The 18,762-nt window shown below is 67.0% G+C and carries 18 protein-coding genes; 12 read left to right on the forward strand and 6 right to left on the reverse strand.

Translation table 11 applies throughout. The features are described from left to right. Positions 1-2: 2 nt before the first annotated feature. The 4 genes from VPH46_RS04335 to VPH46_RS04350 are packed head-to-tail and all read left to right on the forward strand — an operon-like array spanning position 3 to position 5,627. The gene (locus VPH46_RS04335; RefSeq protein ID WP_416609290.1) at positions 3-1,490 is read left to right on the forward strand and encodes a tryptophan 7-halogenase; all 1,488 of its coding nucleotides are present in this window, start codon (positions 3-5) and stop codon (positions 1,488-1,490) included. Beyond that, positions 1,487-3,091: a tryptophan halogenase family protein gene (locus VPH46_RS04340; RefSeq protein ID WP_416609196.1), complete on the forward strand. Its 1,605-nt coding sequence runs from the start codon at positions 1,487-1,489 to the stop codon at positions 3,089-3,091. The genes VPH46_RS04335 and VPH46_RS04340 overlap by 4 nt, the downstream gene beginning before the upstream one ends. Then, positions 3,088-4,620: a tryptophan halogenase family protein gene (locus VPH46_RS04345; RefSeq protein ID WP_416609198.1), complete on the forward strand. Its 1,533-nt coding sequence runs from the start codon at positions 3,088-3,090 to the stop codon at positions 4,618-4,620. Before VPH46_RS04340 ends, VPH46_RS04345 begins: the two co-directional genes overlap by 4 nt. Beyond that, positions 4,617-5,627 carry a cupin-like domain-containing protein gene (locus tag VPH46_RS04350; RefSeq protein WP_416609200.1) on the forward strand — a complete coding sequence of 337 codons (1,011 nt, stop codon included), beginning with the start codon at positions 4,617-4,619 and terminating at the stop codon, positions 5,625-5,627. Before VPH46_RS04345 ends, VPH46_RS04350 begins: the two co-directional genes overlap by 4 nt. Before the next feature lie 22 nt (positions 5,628-5,649). On the opposite strand, the gene VPH46_RS04355 is transcribed toward VPH46_RS04350, so the two are convergent. Further along, positions 5,650-6,687 carry a cupin-like domain-containing protein gene (locus VPH46_RS04355; RefSeq protein ID WP_416609202.1) on the reverse strand — a complete coding sequence of 346 codons (1,038 nt, stop codon included), beginning with the start codon at positions 6,685-6,687 and terminating at the stop codon, positions 5,650-5,652. 204 nt (positions 6,688-6,891) lie between these two features. Here VPH46_RS04355 and VPH46_RS04360 point away from each other — a divergent pair, with 204 nt between their 5' ends. From VPH46_RS04360 to VPH46_RS04380, 5 genes are all read left to right on the forward strand, one after another. Then, positions 6,892-7,644, forward strand: a complete 753-nt coding sequence (locus VPH46_RS04360; protein ID WP_416609204.1) for a sensor histidine kinase — start codon at positions 6,892-6,894, stop codon at positions 7,642-7,644. Between the two features lie 2 nt (positions 7,645-7,646). After that, positions 7,647-8,015: a response regulator gene (locus VPH46_RS04365; RefSeq protein ID WP_317893382.1), complete on the forward strand. Its 369-nt coding sequence runs from the start codon at positions 7,647-7,649 to the stop codon at positions 8,013-8,015. 95 nt (positions 8,016-8,110) lie between these two features. After that, on the forward strand, positions 8,111-9,301 hold the full coding sequence (locus VPH46_RS04370) for a BamA/TamA family outer membrane protein (RefSeq protein WP_125959412.1): 1,191 nt from the start codon (positions 8,111-8,113) through the stop codon (positions 9,299-9,301). A gap of 48 nt (positions 9,302-9,349) precedes the next feature. Further along, positions 9,350-10,234, forward strand: coding sequence for a hypothetical protein (locus VPH46_RS04375; protein WP_416609207.1), 885 nt, complete (start codon positions 9,350-9,352; stop codon positions 10,232-10,234). Positions 10,235-10,689: 455 nt separating this feature from the next. Beyond that, positions 10,690-11,334, forward strand: coding sequence for a response regulator (locus VPH46_RS04380; RefSeq protein WP_416609209.1), 645 nt, complete (start codon positions 10,690-10,692; stop codon positions 11,332-11,334). Here VPH46_RS04380 and VPH46_RS04385 read toward each other — a convergent pair. Continuing rightward, the gene (locus tag VPH46_RS04385; RefSeq protein WP_416609211.1) at positions 11,325-12,557 is read right to left on the reverse strand and encodes a sensor histidine kinase; all 1,233 of its coding nucleotides are present in this window, start codon (positions 12,555-12,557) and stop codon (positions 11,325-11,327) included. The two genes, VPH46_RS04380 and VPH46_RS04385, sit on opposite strands and share 10 nt — an antisense overlap. 254 nt (positions 12,558-12,811) lie before the next feature. Here VPH46_RS04385 and VPH46_RS04390 point away from each other — a divergent pair, with 254 nt between their 5' ends. Next, positions 12,812-13,153, forward strand: a complete 342-nt coding sequence (locus tag VPH46_RS04390; protein WP_125959409.1) for a DUF1622 domain-containing protein — start codon at positions 12,812-12,814, stop codon at positions 13,151-13,153. A 78-nt stretch (positions 13,154-13,231) separates the two neighbouring features. Here the strand turns inward: VPH46_RS04390 and VPH46_RS04395 are convergent, their stop codons facing one another. Then, positions 13,232-13,942, reverse strand: coding sequence for a DUF3313 domain-containing protein (locus VPH46_RS04395; protein WP_416609213.1), 711 nt, complete (start codon positions 13,940-13,942; stop codon positions 13,232-13,234). Between the two features lie 177 nt (positions 13,943-14,119). Here VPH46_RS04395 and VPH46_RS04400 point away from each other — a divergent pair, with 177 nt between their 5' ends. Continuing rightward, positions 14,120-15,292: a BamA/TamA family outer membrane protein gene (locus VPH46_RS04400; RefSeq protein ID WP_416609215.1), complete on the forward strand. Its 1,173-nt coding sequence runs from the start codon at positions 14,120-14,122 to the stop codon at positions 15,290-15,292. Between the two features lie 11 nt (positions 15,293-15,303). Here the strand turns inward: VPH46_RS04400 and VPH46_RS04405 are convergent, their stop codons facing one another. Further along, positions 15,304-16,053 carry a porin family protein gene (locus tag VPH46_RS04405; protein ID WP_416609217.1) on the reverse strand — a complete coding sequence of 250 codons (750 nt, stop codon included), beginning with the start codon at positions 16,051-16,053 and terminating at the stop codon, positions 15,304-15,306. A gap of 686 nt (positions 16,054-16,739) precedes the next feature. Here VPH46_RS04405 and VPH46_RS04410 point away from each other — a divergent pair. Continuing rightward, positions 16,740-17,171: an EF-hand domain-containing protein gene (locus VPH46_RS04410; RefSeq protein ID WP_416609219.1), complete on the forward strand. Its 432-nt coding sequence runs from the start codon at positions 16,740-16,742 to the stop codon at positions 17,169-17,171. Positions 17,172-17,214: 43 nt separating this feature from the next. On the opposite strand, the gene VPH46_RS04415 is transcribed toward VPH46_RS04410, so the two are convergent. Together VPH46_RS04415 and VPH46_RS04420 are read right to left on the reverse strand one after the other, a co-directional pair. Then, on the reverse strand, positions 17,215-17,436 hold the full coding sequence (locus tag VPH46_RS04415; protein ID WP_416609221.1) for a hypothetical protein: 222 nt from the start codon (positions 17,434-17,436) through the stop codon (positions 17,215-17,217). A gap of 496 nt (positions 17,437-17,932) precedes the next feature. Further along, positions 17,933-18,688 carry a DUF2092 domain-containing protein gene (locus tag VPH46_RS04420; RefSeq protein WP_416609223.1) on the reverse strand — a complete coding sequence of 252 codons (756 nt, stop codon included), beginning with the start codon at positions 18,686-18,688 and terminating at the stop codon, positions 17,933-17,935. Positions 18,689-18,762 lie beyond the last annotated feature (74 nt).

Here is an 18,762-nt window from a genome sequence, read left to right on the forward strand (position 1 = left end):
CGATGCTCGACGAGCCGGTACGCAGCGTCGCAGTGATCGGCGGCGGCATCGTCGGCTGGTCCGCCGCCGTCGCGCTGAAGCGGCGCGTGCCCGCAGTGTCGGTGACGATCGTCCCGGTGGCGCCGCCTGCCAATGCTCTCGCGGACCGGATGCCGCAGACGCTCCCTTCGGCGATCGGGTTCCACGACGACGTCGGGCTGCGCGAGGAAGACGCGGTGCTGCGCACCGGCAGCGGCTGGCGGCTGGGAACGCTGTTCGAGGGCTGGGCCGAGGGGCAGCCGGCCTATGTCCACGCCTATGGGAGCTATGGGCAGTCGTTCGGCACGGCGTCGTTCCACCATCACTGGACGCGTGCCGCCCATGCCGGTTCGGCCGCGCCCTATGACGCGCATTCGCCGGCGGCGATGCTCGCCCGCGACGGGCGGATGCTCCCGCCGGATCCGGAGCCCGGATCGCCGTTTGCGGACATCCAGGCAGGGCTCGTGCTCGATATCGGGCGCTACCGCGCCATGCTTGAAGCCTTTGCGCGGCACCTGGGCGTGGTCGTGCGCACGGGCGAGGTCGTGGAGGTGCGGCTTCGGGGTGGAGACGGCTTCATCGAGCGCGTGGCGCTTGCGGATGGCGGATCGGTCGAGGCGGACCTGTTCGTCGATGCTTCCGGGCCTGACAGTGTCGTGCGCGGCGCCATCGACACCGCGTGGGAGGACTGGCGACCGTGGCTCGCCTGTGATCGCCTGATGCAGGCGTCGTCGGCGGCGGCGACCCCGTCGACGCTGGACGATGTCGTGGCGCTTCCCGCCGGCTGGCGCTGGCAAAGCGCGCTGCCGGGCGCGACCTCGCACGGGCTCTGCTACGCCAGCGACTTCCTGAGCGACGAGGATGCGCGCCGGCTGCTCGCCGAGGTGAGCGGGGTCGAGCCTCGGCCGGCCATCGGGTTTCGCCAGGGCACGCGTCCTGACCCCTGGGCGCGCAATTGCGTGCCGATCGGCGACGCGACCGTGGTCATCGAGCCGCTCGAATGGACCAACCTCCATCTCGCCCACAGCGCGATCGACCGGATCATATCGGCGATGCCGGGCCGCGCCTGCCATCCGCTCGAGATCGCCGATTATAACCGCCAGGCCGTCGCCGAGGTCACGCGCGTCCGCGACTTCGTCCTTTGCCATTATGCGACTGCGCGGCGGCCCGAGCCCTTCTGGCAGCCGCGCGCGGCGCTTCCCGAGAGCCTCGCGCGTACCCTTCGCCTGTTCGCCGAGCGCGGGCGGCTGCCCTTCTTCGAGGAGGAGACCTTCACGCGCGACAGCTGGCTCGCGATTCTGCTCGGCCAGGGCCTGATACCGCGCCGGATCGACCCGCTGATCGGCGCCACGCCGGCGCACCAGTCGGATGCAGCCATGGCCGGATACCGCGCCGCGATCGCGCGGGCGCTGCCGCAATTCCCCACCGCTGCGCAGCACCACGCAGCGCAACACGCACGGATTACCCGATGAACGAACACATGATCCGCAATGTCGTCATCGTCGGCGGCGGCACCGCCGGCTGGATGGCCGCTGCGGCGTTCTCCCGCTTTCTCAACAATGGCGTGACCCGCATCACGCTGGTCGAGTCTGAGGACATCGGCACGGTCGGGGTCGGAGAGGCGACCATTCCGCCGCTCCTCAACTTCAATCGCATGCTCGGGATTAACGAGAACGACTTCATTCGCGAAACCGGCGGCACCTACAAGCTGGGCATCGAGTTCGACGGCTGGGGCGACGTCGGGGAACGCTATTTCCATCCGTTCGGCGCGCATGGCCATGATCTCGGCGGGATTCATTTCCACCAGCTGTACCTGCGCGAGCGCAAGCGCCGGGTGATGCAGGATATCTCCGCCTGGTCGATGAGCGCAGTCGCCGCGCAGGCCGGAAAGTTCGCGCGCCCGGCCGAAGGTGCGCAGTCGGCGGTGAAGGAGCTGCTCCACGCATTCCACTTCGACGCCAGCCTCTATGCGCGCTTCCTGCGCCGCTATGCCGAGGCGGGCGGCGTCCAGCGGATCGAGGGCAAGATCGTCGAGGTGGCGTTGCGCCCCGAGGACGGCCATGTCGCCGCCGTGAAGCTGGAGAACGGGCAGGCGGTCGAAGGCGACCTGTTCATCGACTGCTCCGGCTTCCGCGGTCTCCTGATCGAGGAAGCGCTGGAGACCGGCTATGAGGACTGGAGCCAGTGGCTGCCGTGCAATCGCGCCGTGGCGGTCCCCAGCAGCTATTCCGGCGACCCCGATCCGTTCACCCGCGCCACCGCACGCGGCGCCGGCTGGCAATGGCGCATCCCCCTGCAGCAGCGGATGGGCAACGGGCTGGTCTATTGCAGCGACTTCATGACCGCAGAAGCCGCGGAACGCGAACTTCTCGCCAACCTGGAGGGCGAGCCCCTTGCCAAGCCGCGCCACCTCTCGTTCGTGACGGGCCGACGCAAGCTCGGCTGGAACCGCAACGTCGTCGCGCTGGGGCTGTCGTCGGGCTTCGTCGAGCCGCTGGAGTCCACGTCGATTCACCTCGTCCAGGCCGGCATCACCAGGCTGATCGCGCTGTTCCCGGACCGCCGCTTCAATCCCGTCGAGCGCGACGAGTACAACCGCCAGATGCGCGACCTCTATGAAGACGTGCGCGACTTCGTGATCCTCCACTACAAGGCGACCAGGCGGCGCGACACGCCGTTCTGGGAGCGGTGCCGCACCATGAACGTGCCCGAGACCTTGCGGCGCAAGATCGACCTGTTCCGTGCCAAGGGCCGGGTGTTCCGGGACGGCGCCGAGCTGTTCGCGACCACCAGCTGGGTGGCGGTCTGCCTGGGCCAGCATATCGTGCCGGAGGAGCACGAGCCTGCCGCCGACGCCCTGGACGAGGACAAGGTGGCGGCCGCGCTGGAGGAGATGCGGCAGGGTTATCTTCGCGTGGCGGCGCAGTTGCCGACGCATGCGGAATTCCTACGCCACACCGGCGCCGCGCTCGCGAACACGCCGGCACCTCCGCAACCCGCCGAGCTATCGGGGGAACCGAACTTCTCCTTTGCGTCCGAGACGCCGTTCAACTTCTCGGCCAATCCGCTGTGAGGCCCGATGCGATCCGCCGCGTGGTGATCGTCGGCGGCGGCACCGCCGGGTGGATGGCGGCGGCGGCGATCACCCGCGTCCTCGGCGAGATGCCGGGCCTGTCGATCGAACTCGTCGAATCCGAAGAGATCGGCACCGTTGGCGTCGGCGAGGCGACGATCCCGCAGATCGTGCTGTTCAACAAGATGCTCGGCATCGACGAGGCGGAGTTCGTCCGCGAGACCCGCGCGACCTACAAGCTGGGGATCGAGTTCGTCGACTGGCTTCGCCCGGGCCATCGCTACGTGCATCCGTTCGGCTTCTACGGCCTCGACATGAAGGGGATCGAGTTCCACCATTTCTGGCTGAAGGGCCGGGAGCTGGGCGATCCGACGCCGCTTGACGCCTATTCGCTGGGCATCGTCGGCGGCCTTCAGGGGCGGTTCGCGCACCCGCGCCCGGACCAGCCGTCCTCGCCGCTGTCCAAGCTCGGCTACGCCTTCCAGTTCGATGCGGGGCTCTATGCGCGCTTCCTGCGCCGGCTGGCGGAAGCCAATGGCGCCACCCGCACCGAGGGCCGCATCGTCGACGTCGAGCGCGACGGGGAGACGGGGCATGTCGCAGCGGTGGTGCTGCAATCGGGCGCGCGGATCGAAGGCGACCTGTTCCTCGACTGCTCGGGCTTCCGCGGGCTGCTGATCGAAGGCGCGATGGCGGCGGGGTTCGAGGATTGGACGCAGTGGCTTCCGTGCGACCGGGCCGTGGCGGTGCCGTGCGCGAACGGCGGTGACCGCCAGCCGCTCACGCGCTCCACTGCGCGCGGTGCCGGGTGGCAGTGGCGGATCCCGCTCCAGCACCGCATCGGCAACGGCTATGTCTATTCGTCCGCCCATCTTTCCGACGATGAGGCGGTGGCAACCCTGCTCGCCAACCTCGACGGCGCGCCGCTCGCCGATCCGCGGCTGCTGCGCTTCACCGCCGGGCACCGCCAGCGTGCCTGGGTGGGCAACGTCGTCGCGCTCGGCCTTGCCGGCGGCTTTCTCGAACCGCTGGAATCGACCAGCATCCACCTGGTCCAGTCGGCAATCGCCCGGCTGCTGACCTATTGGCCGACCCGCCGGTTCGACCGGCTGGAGATCGACCGCTTCAACGCCGCCCATGTCTCGGATTATCTGGAGATCCGCGACTTCCTGGTGCTGCACTACAAGGCGACCGAGCGCCACGACACGCCGTTCTGGGATTATTGCCGCACCCTCGAACCGCCGCCTGGGCTCGCCAGCAAGCTCGCCGTCTTCGGTGCCAACGGCCGCATCTTCCGGGAAGGCAATGAGCTGTTCACCGAGACGAGCTGGCTGTCGGTGATGGTGGGGCAGGGGGTGGAAGCGGGCGGTTATCATCCGGCTGCCGATTTGCTTTCCGATGCAGAGACGCTGACGCGGCTGGAGCATATCCGCCAAATCGTGGCGGAAACGGCCTCGCTCCTGCCACACCAGGACGACGTTCTTCGCCAGATCGGTTGCGGCCCCGTGCCGCTTGCGGCCGCGTCATGACCTATCCGCCCCTGTCCGAGATCGAGGGCATCGATCGCCGTACCTTCGAAGCGGAGGTGCGCCCGGCCGCGCGCCCGGTTGTCTTGCGCGGACTCGGCCGCGACTGGCCGGCGGTGAAGGCGGCGCAGGAGTCCGCCGACAGCGGCATCGCCTACCTCAAGCGCTTCAGCCATGCGCAGCCGGTGTCCGCGATCCTGGGCGAGCCGGAGATTGGCGGGCGCTTCTTCTACACGCCTGATTTGAAGGGGCTGAACTTCGTCCGCGGCCAGAGCCCGCTCGGTCCGTTCCTGGACCGGCTGCTGCGGGATCGTGACCATGCGCGGCCCTATGCCATGGCGGTCCAGTCCGTGCCGCTGCCGCAACTCCTGCCCGGCTTTACCGACGAGAATGCGACCAGCCTGCTGCCCACCTCCGTCATCCCGCGCATGTGGCTGGGCAACGCGATCCGCGTCGCCACCCACTACGACCTGATGGAGAATATCGGCGTCGTCGTAATGGGCCGGCGGCGCTTCACCCTGTTCCCGCCCGACCAGATCGCCAACCTGTACATGGGGCCACTGGAGCTGACCCCGGCGGGCACGCCGATCAGCCTGGTCGATCCCGATGCGCCCGACCTCGAACGCTTCCCGCGCTTTGCCGACGCTGCGAAAGAGGCGCAGTCGGCGACGCTGGAGCCGAGCGACGCGATCTACATCCCCTTCCACTGGTGGCATGCGGTGGAATCGCTCGATCCGGTCAACGCCTTCGTCAACTATTGGTGGAACCCCGCGCCGGCCGGCATGGGCAATCCCTATGACGCGCTGCTCCACGCGCTGGTCGCGATCGGCTCGCTGCCGGAAGACCAGCGGGAGGTGTATCGGACCGTGTTCGACCACCTGGTCTTCCGCCGCAACGGCGAGCCGGCGGCGCATTTGCCCGAAGAGGCAAAGGGCGTCCTGGGTCGCCCGGATACCGTCACTGCTGCGCGGATGCGGGCAACGCTGCTGGACAGTTTCTCGCGCTCCTGACCTCGGGGAGGCGAGGAGCCGCTCAGACCCGGCCGCCGAGCATCCGGATCAAAAAGGCACGCAGCCGCTCGGTGCGCGCCGGGCTCGCCGCCGACAGGATCCCGCGCGCGGTCGCGGGCAGGTGCTCGGCAGCTCTGCCCGCTTCGGGCCCGAAGACATAATGGTCGAACCAGGATCGCCACGCCGCCTTTTCGGGTGCCGGCAGGTCACGGATGCTCATCAGGGCGTGGATCAGCGCGCCGAAGGGGGACGCCGTCGCCTCCGCATTCCACCAGTAGTTCACCAGCACGTTGAGGCGGTCGAGCGCGCGGACATGATGCCACCAGATCGCGGGAATGAAGATCGCGTCGCCGGGCTTCAGCTCGGCGACTTGAGCATGCGCCATCGCCTCCTCGAACCGCGGGTAGCGCGCGAGATCCGGTGCGTCGGGATCGACCATGCTCGACGGCGGCCCTGCCATCGTGTGGTCGAGCGGGCCGATGTAGAGGTTGGCGATCTGATCGGGCGGGAACAGGGTGAAGCGGCGGCGGCCGTGGACGACGCAGGCGACGTTGTTCGACTGATCATAGTGGGTCGCCACCTGGGTGGCGTTGCCGATCCACAGCCGCGCCGGTGCATTCCCGGTGGGGAGATCGAGCGCGTTCGCGGCATCCCAGCCGGGTAGATGCTCCGGCGCGGTCGCGGCATTGGCATAGAGCGCGTGCGGCTCGGCCACGTCTTGCTCGGCAAAGCGAAGGAGTTCGCCGAGCAACTGGCCGAGCGTCACCTGCTGTCGCTGGAAGTTGAAGCCCGACAGGTCGTCATTGTAGAAAAACCGCCCCGCAATTTCCGGCGCGCCGATCATCACCTCCAGGGGCCGGCCCCCGCCGAAGCTCGCGAGATACTCGGCCATCGCGCGATCGCCGTGCACGCCCGCCCGGACCGCGGCCCAGTGCCGCACCTGCCCCCGCAAGATCACGGGCCGGTACTCCTGCAGAACCTCCTTTGTGAAGGTTTCCGCATCGACGGCCGGGCGTTCCGCGACGCGGCCGGGGAGGGGGATGGAGGGGATGCTGGCCATGCCCCGAAGCTAGTGCATTCCGGCGCAACCGTCAGAGAAAATGACGGGGTGGCCGGGGCGCCTTCGGTACCGACTCCGAGGATGCGGCCACAGCAGCACGGCGGCTCGGAATGCTGGCACCCGATTCGGGCCGCCGAACCCGTACATTCTCCATCCAGCGCTAGTGGAAAGCCGGGATATCGGCAGCCCGACCCGGACCGCAGAGTGGCGCCAGCAAGCCACGGGGAAAAAATGAAATCGACGGGCCGACCCACGATTCGCACGCGCCGAGCGAGGCGCCGGCCCGTCGCGTCGCTGCAAAGCGAGGCGCTCAAGAACGAACTCGGCCGCCTGAGAGTCGTGGTTCTCGAACTGCAACACCGTGCGCGCAATCTGATGGCGGTGATCCGTACGCTCGCCAGCCGCACCATGGCCGAGACCCGCTCGTCGGACGACTTCATCGAAGCCTTCGACGAGCGGCTGGCGGCGCTTGCCCGCGTGCAAGACTTGCTCACGCGCGGCGAGACCCAGGCTCCGATCACGCTCGGGGAATTGGTGGAGGCCGAACTCCGGGCGATCGGCTATCCGGAACCAGGCAGGTCGCGCGAACGCATATGCGTGTCGGCAACCGTCGACGTGCAACTGCCGGCCGCGTCCGCACAGGTCCTCGCGCTCGTGCTCCACGAACTCGCGACCAACGCACTGAAATACGGCGCCTTGCGGCACGAGGGGCAAGTATCGATCGGCTGGGATGTGCAGGGGAGCGGCACGCGCGAACGCGTGAGGCTCGAATGGCAGGAGACGTGCCCCGTCGCCATCGCCCCGCCGTCGGCCGGCGGAGGCGGCTATGGGCGCGAACTGATCGAGCGAGCGCTTCCGTTCCAGTTCGGGGCGAAGACCGGGTATGAATTCAAGCCCGATGGTGTCCATTGCACCATCGACCTGCCGCTCGACGCCGGTCCGCAAGCGCGATCCTGATCATGATCAGAGACGTCCTTGGCGGCCGGGTGGTCCTTGTCCTGGAAGATAGTTACTTCATCGCAGAGGATTTGTGCGCGGCGATTGAGCAGGCCGGCGGCCGCGTGCTGGGACCGGCCTCCCATGTGGAGGAAGCCCTCGCGCTGCTCCTCAAGCGCGATTACCCGGACGCAGCGATCCTCGACATCGATCTGAACGGCAGCCAGAGTTTCTCGGTCGCCGATGCGCTGGCCAAGCGGAAGGTGCCCATCCTGTTCGTCACCGGGCTCGATCTGCCGGCGCTCCCCCATGCGCACCGCAAAGTTCCCGTCTGCCGCAAGCCGATGCGCGCGGCGGAAGTCGTCCGTGCCCTGACCCGACTTCTCGCCTGACGTCGGATACGTTCCGTCCGCGACCTGCGGGGTGATCCTGATGGCCGCGGTACAGGGCTTCCCTAAGGTCTGGGCGCGAGGCTCAGGAGGAAGCGATGCGAAATCGACGTGGGCGCGTACATGCTGGGTGCCGCACCTGGGCGCTCTCCCTGGCGACCGTCGTAGCATCGGCAGCATTCGGTGCGCCCGGCGCCTTTGCGCAGCAGCAGCCCATCGCCGAGGTGCGGGACGAGCTGGAAACCCTTCCGCGCGCAAGATCCGCGACCGAGGAGCCAGAGCCGAAATCGAAAAAGGCGGACCTGCTGGTCGTCCCGATCCCGCTCACGAACCCGGCGCTCGGGACCGGTGCCATGCTGACCGGGGTGGTGTTCTACAATCCCAACGACGCGCCGCAGCCCTGGATTTCCGGCGTCGGGGTCATGGCGACCAGCACCGGCACCAAGGGGGCCGGCGCGTTCCACAGCATGTCGCTGGATCACGATCGCTTTCGCTTCCTGGTGTTCGCAGGCTATGCCGACGCGAAGCTGAAATTCTATGGCATCGGCGCCGATGCGGGCGCCCGGGGCGTGCACGTCGACCTGGAAGACAAGGGTCTGGGCGGCCTGGCCCAGGCGCAGGTTCGCCTCGCCAACCACCTCTATGGCGGGGTGCGGCTCGAATATCTGAACGTCGATTCGACCGCCGAGATCCCGCACCCCAACTATCCGGACCTGAACCTGCCGCCGCTGGAGCTCAAGAGTACGCTGGCGATGCTCGGGCCGTCGCTGACCTATGACAGCCGCAACAGTTCGCTCAATCCCAGCCGCGGCAGTTACGTGACCGCGTTCTGGACGTTCGGCAGCAAGTTCCTGGGCAGCGACTTCTCGCACGACAAGCTGCAAGTCGGCGCCAACTTCTATGCCCCAGTCACCAAGACGACGGTCGCGGCCTTCCGCGGGTCGACGTGCAGCGTGTCCAAGCGCGTGCCCTTCTACGACCTGTGCATGTACGGCCAGAGCGGCGATCTGCGCGGCTATGAGGCCGGGCGCTATCGCGACCGCTTCACCTGGGCGTTTCAGGGCGAGTTTCGCCAGAAGCTGTTCGGCAAGTTCGGCGCGGTGGCGTTCGGCGGGGTCGGCGGCGTGGCGCCGAGTGCGGACCAGATTGGCGACAGCAAGGTCCTCCCCTCGGTGGGCGCGGGCCTCCGCTACCAGGCGTCGAAGAGCAACAACGTCAACCTGCGCCTGGACTTCGCCGCCGGGATCGACGGCCACGCAGTCTATTTCGGTATCGGCGAGGCGTTCTGATCGCCGGCACGCCCGTGCCAGCGGCCACGGCTGAGGAGGAAGACCCACATGGAGCCTAAGCAGATGATCGGGTTGCTGGTGCAGGCCAGTCTGTTTCTGATGATCGCGGCGGTGGCGATGGAGAGCGACTGGCGATCCGTGCTTGCGCATCTGCGCCAGCCGGCACGCCTGTTGCGGGCCATCATCGCCGTGAACGTCGTGGTGCCGTTGCTGGCCTTCATTCTGGTGAAGATCATGGCGCTTGATCCGCCGGTCGCCGCCGGCCTGATCCTGATGTCGGTCTCGCCGCTCGCGCCGCTGGTGCCGGGCAACGCCCTCAAGTCCGGTGCGGACCGATCGGACGTGCTGGCGCTGTACGCGGTCCTGATCGCGCTGGCGATCTTCCTGGTCCCCTTGACGGTCGTGATCATCAACCCGTTCTTCGCGTATCATGCGAACGCCCCGGTCGCACTGATCGCGCGGATCGTAGTGGTGTCGGGCCTGCTGCCGATCGTCCTTGGGCTGGCGTTCGCGGCGCTGCTGCCGGCGCTCGCCCGGCGCGCAGCCCGGGTGCTGAAGATCCTGTCGAACCTGATCCTGCTGTTGTTCGTGCTGCTGCTGCTGTGGGCAGAGGGACGCGAATTCCTGGAGCTGCTGGGCGATGGCACGATCATCGCCTTCGCGTGCACGGCTTTCGGCGCGTTGCTTGCGGGATATTGGCTGGGCGGTCCGGATCGCACGGGACGCGCTACGCTGGGTATCACCGCGGCGATCCGCCACCCGGGCATGGCGATCGCGATCAGCCAGGCGAGCGGCGGCAGCACGCAGACGACGGTCGCGATCCTGCTGTTTCTTTTGAACAGCGCGGTGATCGTCGCCTTGTACCAAGCCTGGCTCCGACGGAGCGCGCCCGGCGCAATCTCACGCGAGGCCTCCTCCGGAGCAGCCGACTGACGTTCTAGGGGTAAGTGCCGATCGGCGTGGGCGCGTTCGTCGGCCATTGTATCCTAGCGGGCGGACCAGGATCCTTGCGAACGCAGATCCCCCGCCCGCAATGTGCGTAAGCGCACCTGCCCCCCAGGGTGCGTGCCGCGTACCGCGGCGTGGCGGCAGATAGGGACAGCGATCTGCCGCCACGCCTGCAACGAGTCATCGCTCGTCAGCGCATACCCGAAGCTCAGTGCAGGGTTCCCCGGCAACTTCGCGCGCGGTCTTCGCCTACTTCAGCAACAAAAAGAAACGCACACGGATATCGTTTAAACCGGAGAACGGGTTAATGTTCGTTACACCATTATTATTACTTAATTTTGATTGACTTCGCGCAAATAGAAACGGAAAATGCAAATAGAAAAAGATCGAGAATGGCCTGAAAAACCGATTCCATTCTAACATGGAAGGATCTTTTGGAGATGAGCAGTCCGGTTCGGCGAGTCCTGATCGCAGACGATCATTACGCGGTGCGTCGGGGCGTCAGGAATCTATTGGAGACGAGGCCTAACCTTTGTATCGTCGCCGAGTCTCCGACAGGGCGGGCAGCTCTGGAAGATGCACGAGCAGTCAAGCCGGACATTGCAATCGTCGATTTTTCGATCCCGGAACTAAATGGTCTCGATCTCACCGTCGCCTTGAAGCGGGAACTTCCCCGCATCGAGATCATGGTCTACACCATGCATGATCGTGAGGATCTGGCGCTGGACGCATTGCGGGCTGGTGCACGCGGATATGTCCTCAAGTCCGACACCGAGAAACATCTGCTGGCCGCGGTCGACGCACTCTCGGTCCGGCGACCGTATTTCTCGGATGTGGTTTCGGAAACGCTCCTCGAACGATTTCTGAAGTCGTCGCCAGCTACCCAGGCTACGCTGACCCATCGGGAGCGCGAAGTGGTCCAGTTGATCGCCGAAGGTAAGATCAACAAGGAGATCGGCTTCATCCTGGATATCAGCGTGAAGACGGTCGAGACGCATCGCGCGTCTGCGATGCAGAAACTAAAGCTGCGCACCACTGCCGAGTTGGTCCGTTTCGCAGTTCGCAACGACATCATTCAAGCCTGACGACCTGTCGGTTCTTCACTGCGGTTCACGCCGGGAAGCTCCCCGCCGCAAAGACGAAATCCTGCGCGCCACTGCGCGGTATCACAGCAGCTACGATGGTACCGGTGCCAGAGCGCCTTGCACGGATGCGGATCGTGCCGCCCAGTTCCGTGATCCGGCGGGCCATGCCGGGAATACCCACCCCGATGGACGGGCGATCCTGCCAATCCGACGGCAGCCCTTTGCCATCGTCCTGGACGACCGCGAGCAGGCAGCACTCGCGACCGACGAGCCCGCACGCGTACGCGACCCGCTCCGGCGTGCGCCTGCACGTTGCTCAGCGCCTCCTGGACGAGCCGGAAGACGGCGCTCTCGACGGCAGTGCCCCGGCGTCTGTCCAGCCCATAGATCTGCAGCGCGACCGCGAGGTTGCTGCGGCGCGTCAGGCCGTCGCACAATCCATGCACTGCCGCATTCAAGCCGTGCTGCTGAAGATCCGGCGGGTGGAGCGCGTAGGTCATTCCGCGAACCACGCGATGATAGTTCGCCAGGAACTCACTCAGTTCGGCAGCCACCGCCGCGACGGCGGGATCCTTGTTGATCGACTGCAGACGCGCGATGGATAGGCTCAACGCGGCCAGATATTGGGCCGCGTTGTCGTGCAAATCGCGCGCGACGCGTTGGCGCTCCTGCTCCTGCGCCCGGATGAGGTCGGCCTGGCTGCGCATCAGCAAGCGGCCCAGCCGCTGGCGTTCCTTGCGAAGCGCGAATATCTCGGTCGCCGGCAGCCATGTCAGCTTGAGGTACGGCACCCCGGCGATTTCCAGCCTGCCGAGGCACAATTGCTGCCGTTCCTCGCCCCCGTCCGGTGCAGTGTAAAGGTGGATCGACTCCGCGCGCTCCCCGGCAGCCACGGCGCGCATCGCCCCGAGCAGCGGAGCGAACTGTGCGGGATCGCGCTCCGCCAAAGCCCTCATGCGTGCGAGGAGATCGTCGCCCGGGGCGACGTGCCCGAACAGCCCCGCACATGGATCGTGCGGGGACGTGCCGGGATCGCCGGTCAACAGGCGCCAGTTGAGGTCGGCAAGCGCAACGGGCGGATTGCGGAAGGGCGGCTGCTCGAGCGCCGGATCTTTCAGGACCGGGAGCGTCCGAAATGCAAGCAGATCGGGGCCATCCCCCAACTTGGCAGGGGTTGAAGCCGCATTGCCGCCCCTCCTCTTTCGAGGCCACTCGCTGGTCATCGTCCGTTCCCCTGTTTTTTGAGCCTCCGGGAGCCCATCCGCCGGAAGCCAGTCGAACAGTTTTTCACCACATACTGAGCACTTAGCCGCCGGGAGGTTATCAGGGAAACCCCTGAGACGAGCGGCAGCGCCCTTTTGCCTTTAATCGCAGCGACGGACGCGGCCCGCTCCCCATCGGCACCGCAGCCACCCCAATAGAAATCCCGATTCCGCCCGCGTGGCCCTGCATCCCATCATTGGGCCGGGAGACGCAAATGGAAGCTTGGTTTCACGCCTTTGCAGCGGGCGTTTCGCTGCTGCTCGACGCGCTGGTGATCGTTTCCGTCTGTGCCGGCGCAGGAGTGGCGATCTACGGGACGCTGCGATACGTGACGACGGGCGTGCACCCGACGGGAAACCGGCGCGGCATCTGGATGGGCTTTGCCCGCTGGCTGATGCTTGCGCTGGAGTTTGCGCTCGCCGCCGACCTCGTCGACACGGCGATCGCACCGAGTTGGGACCAGATCGGGCAGCTTGCCGCGATCGCAGCCATCCGCACCGGGCTCGGCTTCTTTCTAGAACGCGACATCGACGCCGTGCGGCCGGCAGAGGGATAGGACATCGCCCTGCCGCAACTGCGGCCATAGCGCCGGCCTAGCGCATGCGCGATCTCCGCGCCGCTTCCGCCCCGGGTGTCAGCGCGGCGGGGCGCCCCGCATCGCGGGTCCAAGCCGAGCGGCGAGATGACTCGCGAGGTCCCTCGCGACTGCCTTCACCGTGCTCTCGGTCGAAAGGGTAGAGCCGATGTCGAGCGCGTCGGGTGCCCGGCGCCGAACCGCGGCCGCCAGCAGGTCGCCGGTCCGCGAATCCTTGATCTCGACCGCAAACAGGATGGAGCCGCTCATCGTGCCCTTCTTGCCCGCCAGGCTCTGCACCGAACTCGTGAGCAGACCCACCGGAGTGACACGCGTGACGGTGGCGAACCCACCCTTGGTCTTCTCCATGCCCACCAGCGTCAGCCGTATCCGCAACACGCCGGGGCCCGGCTTGGTGACGACCGCCAATGTCGAGGCGAGATCTGCCTTGAGGACGCCGGTCATCAGCGCGGCATATTTCTGACGGTCTGCCATCGAGACCTCGTCGAACTGCGCGTCACTGCCCGTGTATATCGCGGTGGGGTCGATCAGGATGCTGCGATAGCGCGTGAAGCCCGCCTGCGGCTTCACATAGGTCCAGGATTCGCTTCTCGGCTTGTCGTGCTGCAGTTCATCCGCAGACCCGAGCGCGACCGGAGCATGGTCACGCGTCTGCGCGGTCGCGAGCGTCGGAAGCGACAGCATTGCCAAGGCGAGGGAGAAGCGGTGCATCACGTCCTCTGTCGTTTGAGGGTCGCTGATGCCGTCCATTTGTCTCCAGCACCGGAACGGGTGCCATCGGGGAATACCCGCGGAAGCCCGCGGCAGCGTACGCCCGATCCGGATCGCGCTTCGCACGATCAGCCGCGGCGTCTACCGACATGCCCCGATGGGGCGCGCCGCCCCCGCATCTAAGCTGGAACTGCCCTGATCTCCGGGAGTCCGACGATGCGTGCAGAGCTTTCCATCTTCGGCCGCTGCGTCACGGTCTGTCTCACCGCCATCTGGCCCGTGGTCGCCTCGGCCGGACAGGAGGTGCCGGCCGCGCCGGCGAGCCAGGATCAGCCGCCGAGCTCTTCCCCGGACGAGGATGCCGACGAAGAGGACAAAAAGGCTGCGCATCCCCATCGCGACCTGCTGATCGTGCCGCTGCCGCTGTCGAGGCCCTCGACGGGAACCGGGCTCGCGCTCGGCGCGGTGATGTTCCAAAATCCGAAACACGAGCCGCAGCAATGGGTGACCGGCGCGGGCGCGCTCTACACCGACAAAGGCGCCAAGGGGCTGGCTTTCTTCCACAGCATGTCGCTGGGGCAGGATCGGATACGGCTCCGGGCGCTGGCGGCATATACGGACGCGCGGGCATATTATTACGGCATCGGCGGTGCCGCGGGAGAGGCGGGACAGCGGCGGATCTACGACAATCGCGACCTGCAGTTCCAGCTGCAGGCGCAGGTTCGGGTACTGCCGCATACCCATCTCGGCCTGCGCTGGCGCTTCGCCGATTCGCGCTGGAAGAACCCCAGGGGCGACGTCGATGAGGTCGCCGCACCTCCGGAGGAGGAACTCGACAGCACCCTCTCGATGATTGGCCCGACGGTGAGCTACGACACGCGCGACAGCGCGCTGCAGCCGCATTCCGGGACCTATGCCGCGGCGACCTGGCTCGTGGGAGCAGGGTTTCTCGGCAACAGCTTCGGCCACACGCGGTTGCAGGTCCTGGGCAACTGGTATGTGCCCATGCGCAAGACGACCGTGCTCGCGACGCGGGTGGCGACCTGCGCGGCCACCGGTCACGTGCCCTTCAACAATCTCTGCGACTTCGGCTCGGGCGCCGATCTGCGCGGGTACGAGAGCGGACGCTATCGGGACCGGGCGAGCTGGGCGGCGCAGGCAGAGGTCCGCCAGCATCTTGGAGGACGGTTCGGCGGAGTCGCCTTCTTCGGCGTCGGCGGGATCGCCCCCTCCCTTGGCCATGTGCTCGACGACAGCACGCTGCTGCCCAGTGCCGGAGTGGGCGTGCGCTACCAGCCGTTTCGAAAGAACGACGTCAACCTACGGCTCGATGTCGCGGTAGGCTGGCACGGGCCGGGCCTGTACCTGGGCATCGCCGAGGCATTCTGATCGAGAAGCGTTCAGAAGCGAACGCTGGCGGACACGACCGTGCGATCGCCGCCCTTGCCGAACACCTGCTCCGCCTGAAGATTCCAGCGCCTGGCGAACTCGAAGTTGGCGCCGACCAGCCCCGACCACTTCCACGGGTTGTGCAAGCTTGTGCGATACCGCAGCGTGAGCGGGGCGCCGGCGGGATCCCGCACCTCGCCGGAGAGGCTACCCTCGACCGTGGTGTCGAGGTCGACGTAGTTGACGCCCCCATAGAGTGCCAGCCGCGAATCGGAGGGGAGCTTCAGCCGGGGACCGACCCGCAATCCGGCATCGGTGCTGGTGATGTCCGAACGATCGCGGCTGGACATGCTCAACGTGCGGGACGCCAGCAGCGCGGCAAACCAGTCATCGGCGCCATAGCTGGCCATCCCGCCGAAGGTGAGGGTGGTGTTGTCGATCTCGGCGTGAAAGCGCAGGTCGCGGCTGCAATCCGCCGGCGGCCGGCACAACACCGGCGGCAAGAGCCCGGTCAGGTCCACGTTGACGGCAATGTCCATTCCCCCGTTCGCCCGGCCGATGCTCGCGAACAGGTTGAGGTACGGAAACAGCCAGACGTCCGCCTTGAACTCGACGACGTGATTGTGCGCCTTGATCTGATCGGTGGTGACAAAGGGAACGGGCGTCAGCGTCCGGCCGGCCACGCCAGCCGGCGTCCCGATCGCCACCGCCAGATCGCCGGCGTCCAGCTTCTGGTGATTGCCCACCAGGAGGACGCTCAAACCCACCGTGCGCGGCAGTTCATATCCCCGAGCCAGGGCGCGATCCCGGCCGAAGGGCAGGCGAAGTCCTTTGGAATCGGGCTCCGGGGACGGAGCCGGGGCATCGCTCGCGGGCGCGGCGGGAACAACCGATTGCTCCGCGTCTGGCGGGGTCGGACCGCTTTCCGGCGCCGCTGCAACCTCCTGAACCGGCGCCGGCGGCATCGCCGTTGCCAAGGAAACCCAGGCGGTGTCGTCGAGGGCGATCACGGCCGAAGTACCTGTGGAGCGATCCCATCCTTCCACATGCCCACGCCCTCTCCGCGATCGAGGCCAAACTACCGAGTGCGGCATGCCGCACGAGCCTGGGCCCTGCCGCCGCGAAGGGTGGGCTGGTCCGGGAATGATCCCGAACCAGCCCAGCCTCCCCCTTTTTTAGTCTCACCGGGATGAGCAGCGCCTGGCAAAGGAATGCAGCTGCGCGGGGAGCGGAGACATGACGAGATTGGGCCGCCGAACGGGCGATCTGGATCGGGGGTTCTACCGTGAAGTTCGGGCGAGAAGTCCGGACCGCGCACCGGATGCGCTCGCATTCGCGAACTAAGGGTCGGTGCGCGGCCAATCTGCGCCATCTCCCGGTGCGAAGGCGGCGCGGCAGGTGACAAGCCACGAGCGTGCGTTTTGCACAGCGTAGAGGAGAATCTCCCATGACCCCGCATATCCGGTTACACCGCAGCCTGTTCGTCGTCGTGGTTGCCGCATCCGCGATGCCGGCGATCGCACAGAACCCGCCGCCGCGCCCCGACCCCGCGGCGATGTTCGCCAAGATGGACACCAACAAGGACGGGCGCGTCAGCCGCGCAGAGTATGTGGCAGCGCGATCGCAGCGATTCGACCAGCTCGATCATGATCGCGACGGTGTGGTGACCCGATCCGACTTCCCGCGCGCGGCAGGGAACCCGCAGGCCTCTGCGCGGCTGGACACGCTGCTCGGAGAGGCGGATCGCAACGGCGACGGCAAGGTCACGCGAGCGGAATTGAAAAAGGCGCCGGCACCGGGCTTCGATCGGGTGGACGCCGATCGCGACGGGTATGTCACCCGTGCCGAAATGGACGCGGCGCGTCCTCAGCGCCGTTGAGCCGAAAAAGGGGCCCGCAGGGATGCGGGCCCCAGGAGGTACCTCAGGGGGCGGTGACGATCACGTACGAGACGCCCGAGGACAGATACTGCGGCCGGTACCAGACGTTGTTGCACGAGAAGTAGGTGACGTTGCTGCGAATGACCTTGGGGCAGTTCGGCGGCAGCGCATAGACGACCGTGCCGGGCGCGTTGGACGTGTCCACCACCACTACGTCGGGCTGCGTGGCCGCGGAAACCACCGCCGCCGTCGTGCCGGCGATCACCGCACCGGCAGCAACATCCCAGAAGGGGTCGTCATCCCAGCCCCAGCCCCAGCCCCATCCAGGCGGCGGCGGTGGGGGCGGCGGCAGCGGCCGCGGCGGTGGCGGCGGCGGAGGGCCAGGGTGCGGACCCGGTCCCGGCCCGGGTCCGGGATGGGGGGCTGGTCCAGGTCCAGGTCCCGGGTGCGGGCCCGGTCCAGGATGTGGGCCGGGGCCCGGATTGGGGCCGGGGTGCGGTCCAGGATTGGGACCGGGATGCGGTCCCGGGGGCGGCCCGCCAGCGGGACGGGCGCCACCGCCAGCCGGGCGCGGCGGGGTAGCGGTATGGATCTTGCCGCTGCCGGGTCCGTGGACGTTGGTGGGTACGCGCGCATGCATGCTCCCGCCCCGCATGTGGAAGCCGCCGCCGCCGAAGCGGCGCTGTGCTTCCGCCTCGATCGACCCTGCCACGAGCGCGAAGGCGGTGCAGGCGCTTATCAGGAAAGTGGATTGCCGCATGCTACTTCTCCTGGCTGTCGAGACGCGCCATCTGGATGCTGCTGGCGCCGCTGGGAGGCTTGAACGCGAAGGTCGACGGTGCGAACCGGGTGTTGGTGTTCCAGGTCAGCTCCGCCGTGAAGGACGGGTGGATCGGATCTTCGCGGTTGATGATCGCGATCTTCATCGGCAGCGGCCGGGATCCCCGCGCGATCCACAGCTGGAAGTCGAGCTCGTCCCCGCGATATGCGAACTGGTCGGTGTCGACGCCGCCGATCTTGGCATAGCCGACGCGTACCGCCGAGCGCACATCCTCGGTCGGCGTACCGGCATCCGCCCAATAGAAGATGTCGGAGAGCGGCAGGGCGATGCCATAGTCTTCGTAGATGGCATCGATCAGGTCGCCGATGGTCGGCGGCGCGTCGACGGCGGCATAAAAGCCCTGGCGCGGGACGTTCACCGTGAACTTGCGCCCGTCATAGTAGAACTGACGGTACTGACGATCGGAGCGTAATTCGATGAAGAACGCGTTCGGACGCTGCACGCGATAGGTGTTCTCGAGGCCGAGGCTCACCTTGAGATCGGTGTTCTCCATGTTGGTCTCGATCGTCGCCTTGCTGCGCAGTTCGAACGAGTTGAGGGTCTTCAGATAATTCCCCATCGATCGAAGCGCCTGGATCGCCACGGGATCGACGGTGGTGGCGGCCGTCCCGGCCACACCTGCTTGCGGCGCGCTCTGGGCATATGCCGGCGAACCGATCAGAACGGCTGCGGCCAAGCCCAGCTTCCATCGCACTTGTCGATACATCGTGCATCTCCATTGCTTGTTGACCTTGAAAGAATTGTCCCGGG

The organism is Sphingomonas sp. MJ1 (PH-R8) (assembly GCF_048058635.1).
Classification (GTDB): domain Bacteria; phylum Pseudomonadota; class Alphaproteobacteria; order Sphingomonadales; family Sphingomonadaceae; genus Sphingomonas.

Excerpts from the sequence above, each read along its gene's own strand:
- VPH46_RS04400 (WP_416609215.1), top strand. The coding sequence starts at position 14,120 with ATGCGTGCAGAGCTTTCCATCTTCGGCCGCTGCGTCACGGTCTGTCTC.
- VPH46_RS04375 (WP_416609207.1), top strand. The coding sequence starts at position 9,350 with ATGGAGCCTAAGCAGATGATCGGGTTGCTGGTGCAGGCCAGTCTGTTT.
- VPH46_RS04410 (WP_416609219.1), top strand. The coding sequence starts at position 16,740 with ATGACCCCGCATATCCGGTTACACCGCAGCCTGTTCGTCGTCGTGGTT.
- VPH46_RS04395 (WP_416609213.1), bottom strand. The coding sequence starts at position 13,942 with ATGGACGGCATCAGCGACCCTCAAACGACAGAGGACGTGATGCACCGC.
- VPH46_RS04335 (WP_416609290.1), top strand. The coding sequence starts at position 3 with ATGCTCGACGAGCCGGTACGCAGCGTCGCAGTGATCGGCGGCGGCATC.
- VPH46_RS04355 (WP_416609202.1), bottom strand. The coding sequence starts at position 6,687 with ATGGCCAGCATCCCCTCCATCCCCCTCCCCGGCCGCGTCGCGGAACGC.
- VPH46_RS04340 (WP_416609196.1), top strand. The coding sequence starts at position 1,487 with ATGAACGAACACATGATCCGCAATGTCGTCATCGTCGGCGGCGGCACC.
- VPH46_RS04370 (WP_125959412.1), top strand. The coding sequence starts at position 8,111 with ATGCGAAATCGACGTGGGCGCGTACATGCTGGGTGCCGCACCTGGGCG.
- VPH46_RS04385 (WP_416609211.1), bottom strand. The coding sequence starts at position 12,557 with ATGACCAGCGAGTGGCCTCGAAAGAGGAGGGGCGGCAATGCGGCTTCA.
- VPH46_RS04350 (WP_416609200.1), top strand. The coding sequence starts at position 4,617 with ATGACCTATCCGCCCCTGTCCGAGATCGAGGGCATCGATCGCCGTACC.
- VPH46_RS04365 (WP_317893382.1), top strand. The coding sequence starts at position 7,647 with ATGATCAGAGACGTCCTTGGCGGCCGGGTGGTCCTTGTCCTGGAAGAT.
- VPH46_RS04380 (WP_416609209.1), top strand. The coding sequence starts at position 10,690 with ATGAGCAGTCCGGTTCGGCGAGTCCTGATCGCAGACGATCATTACGCG.
- VPH46_RS04390 (WP_125959409.1), top strand. The coding sequence starts at position 12,812 with ATGGAAGCTTGGTTTCACGCCTTTGCAGCGGGCGTTTCGCTGCTGCTC.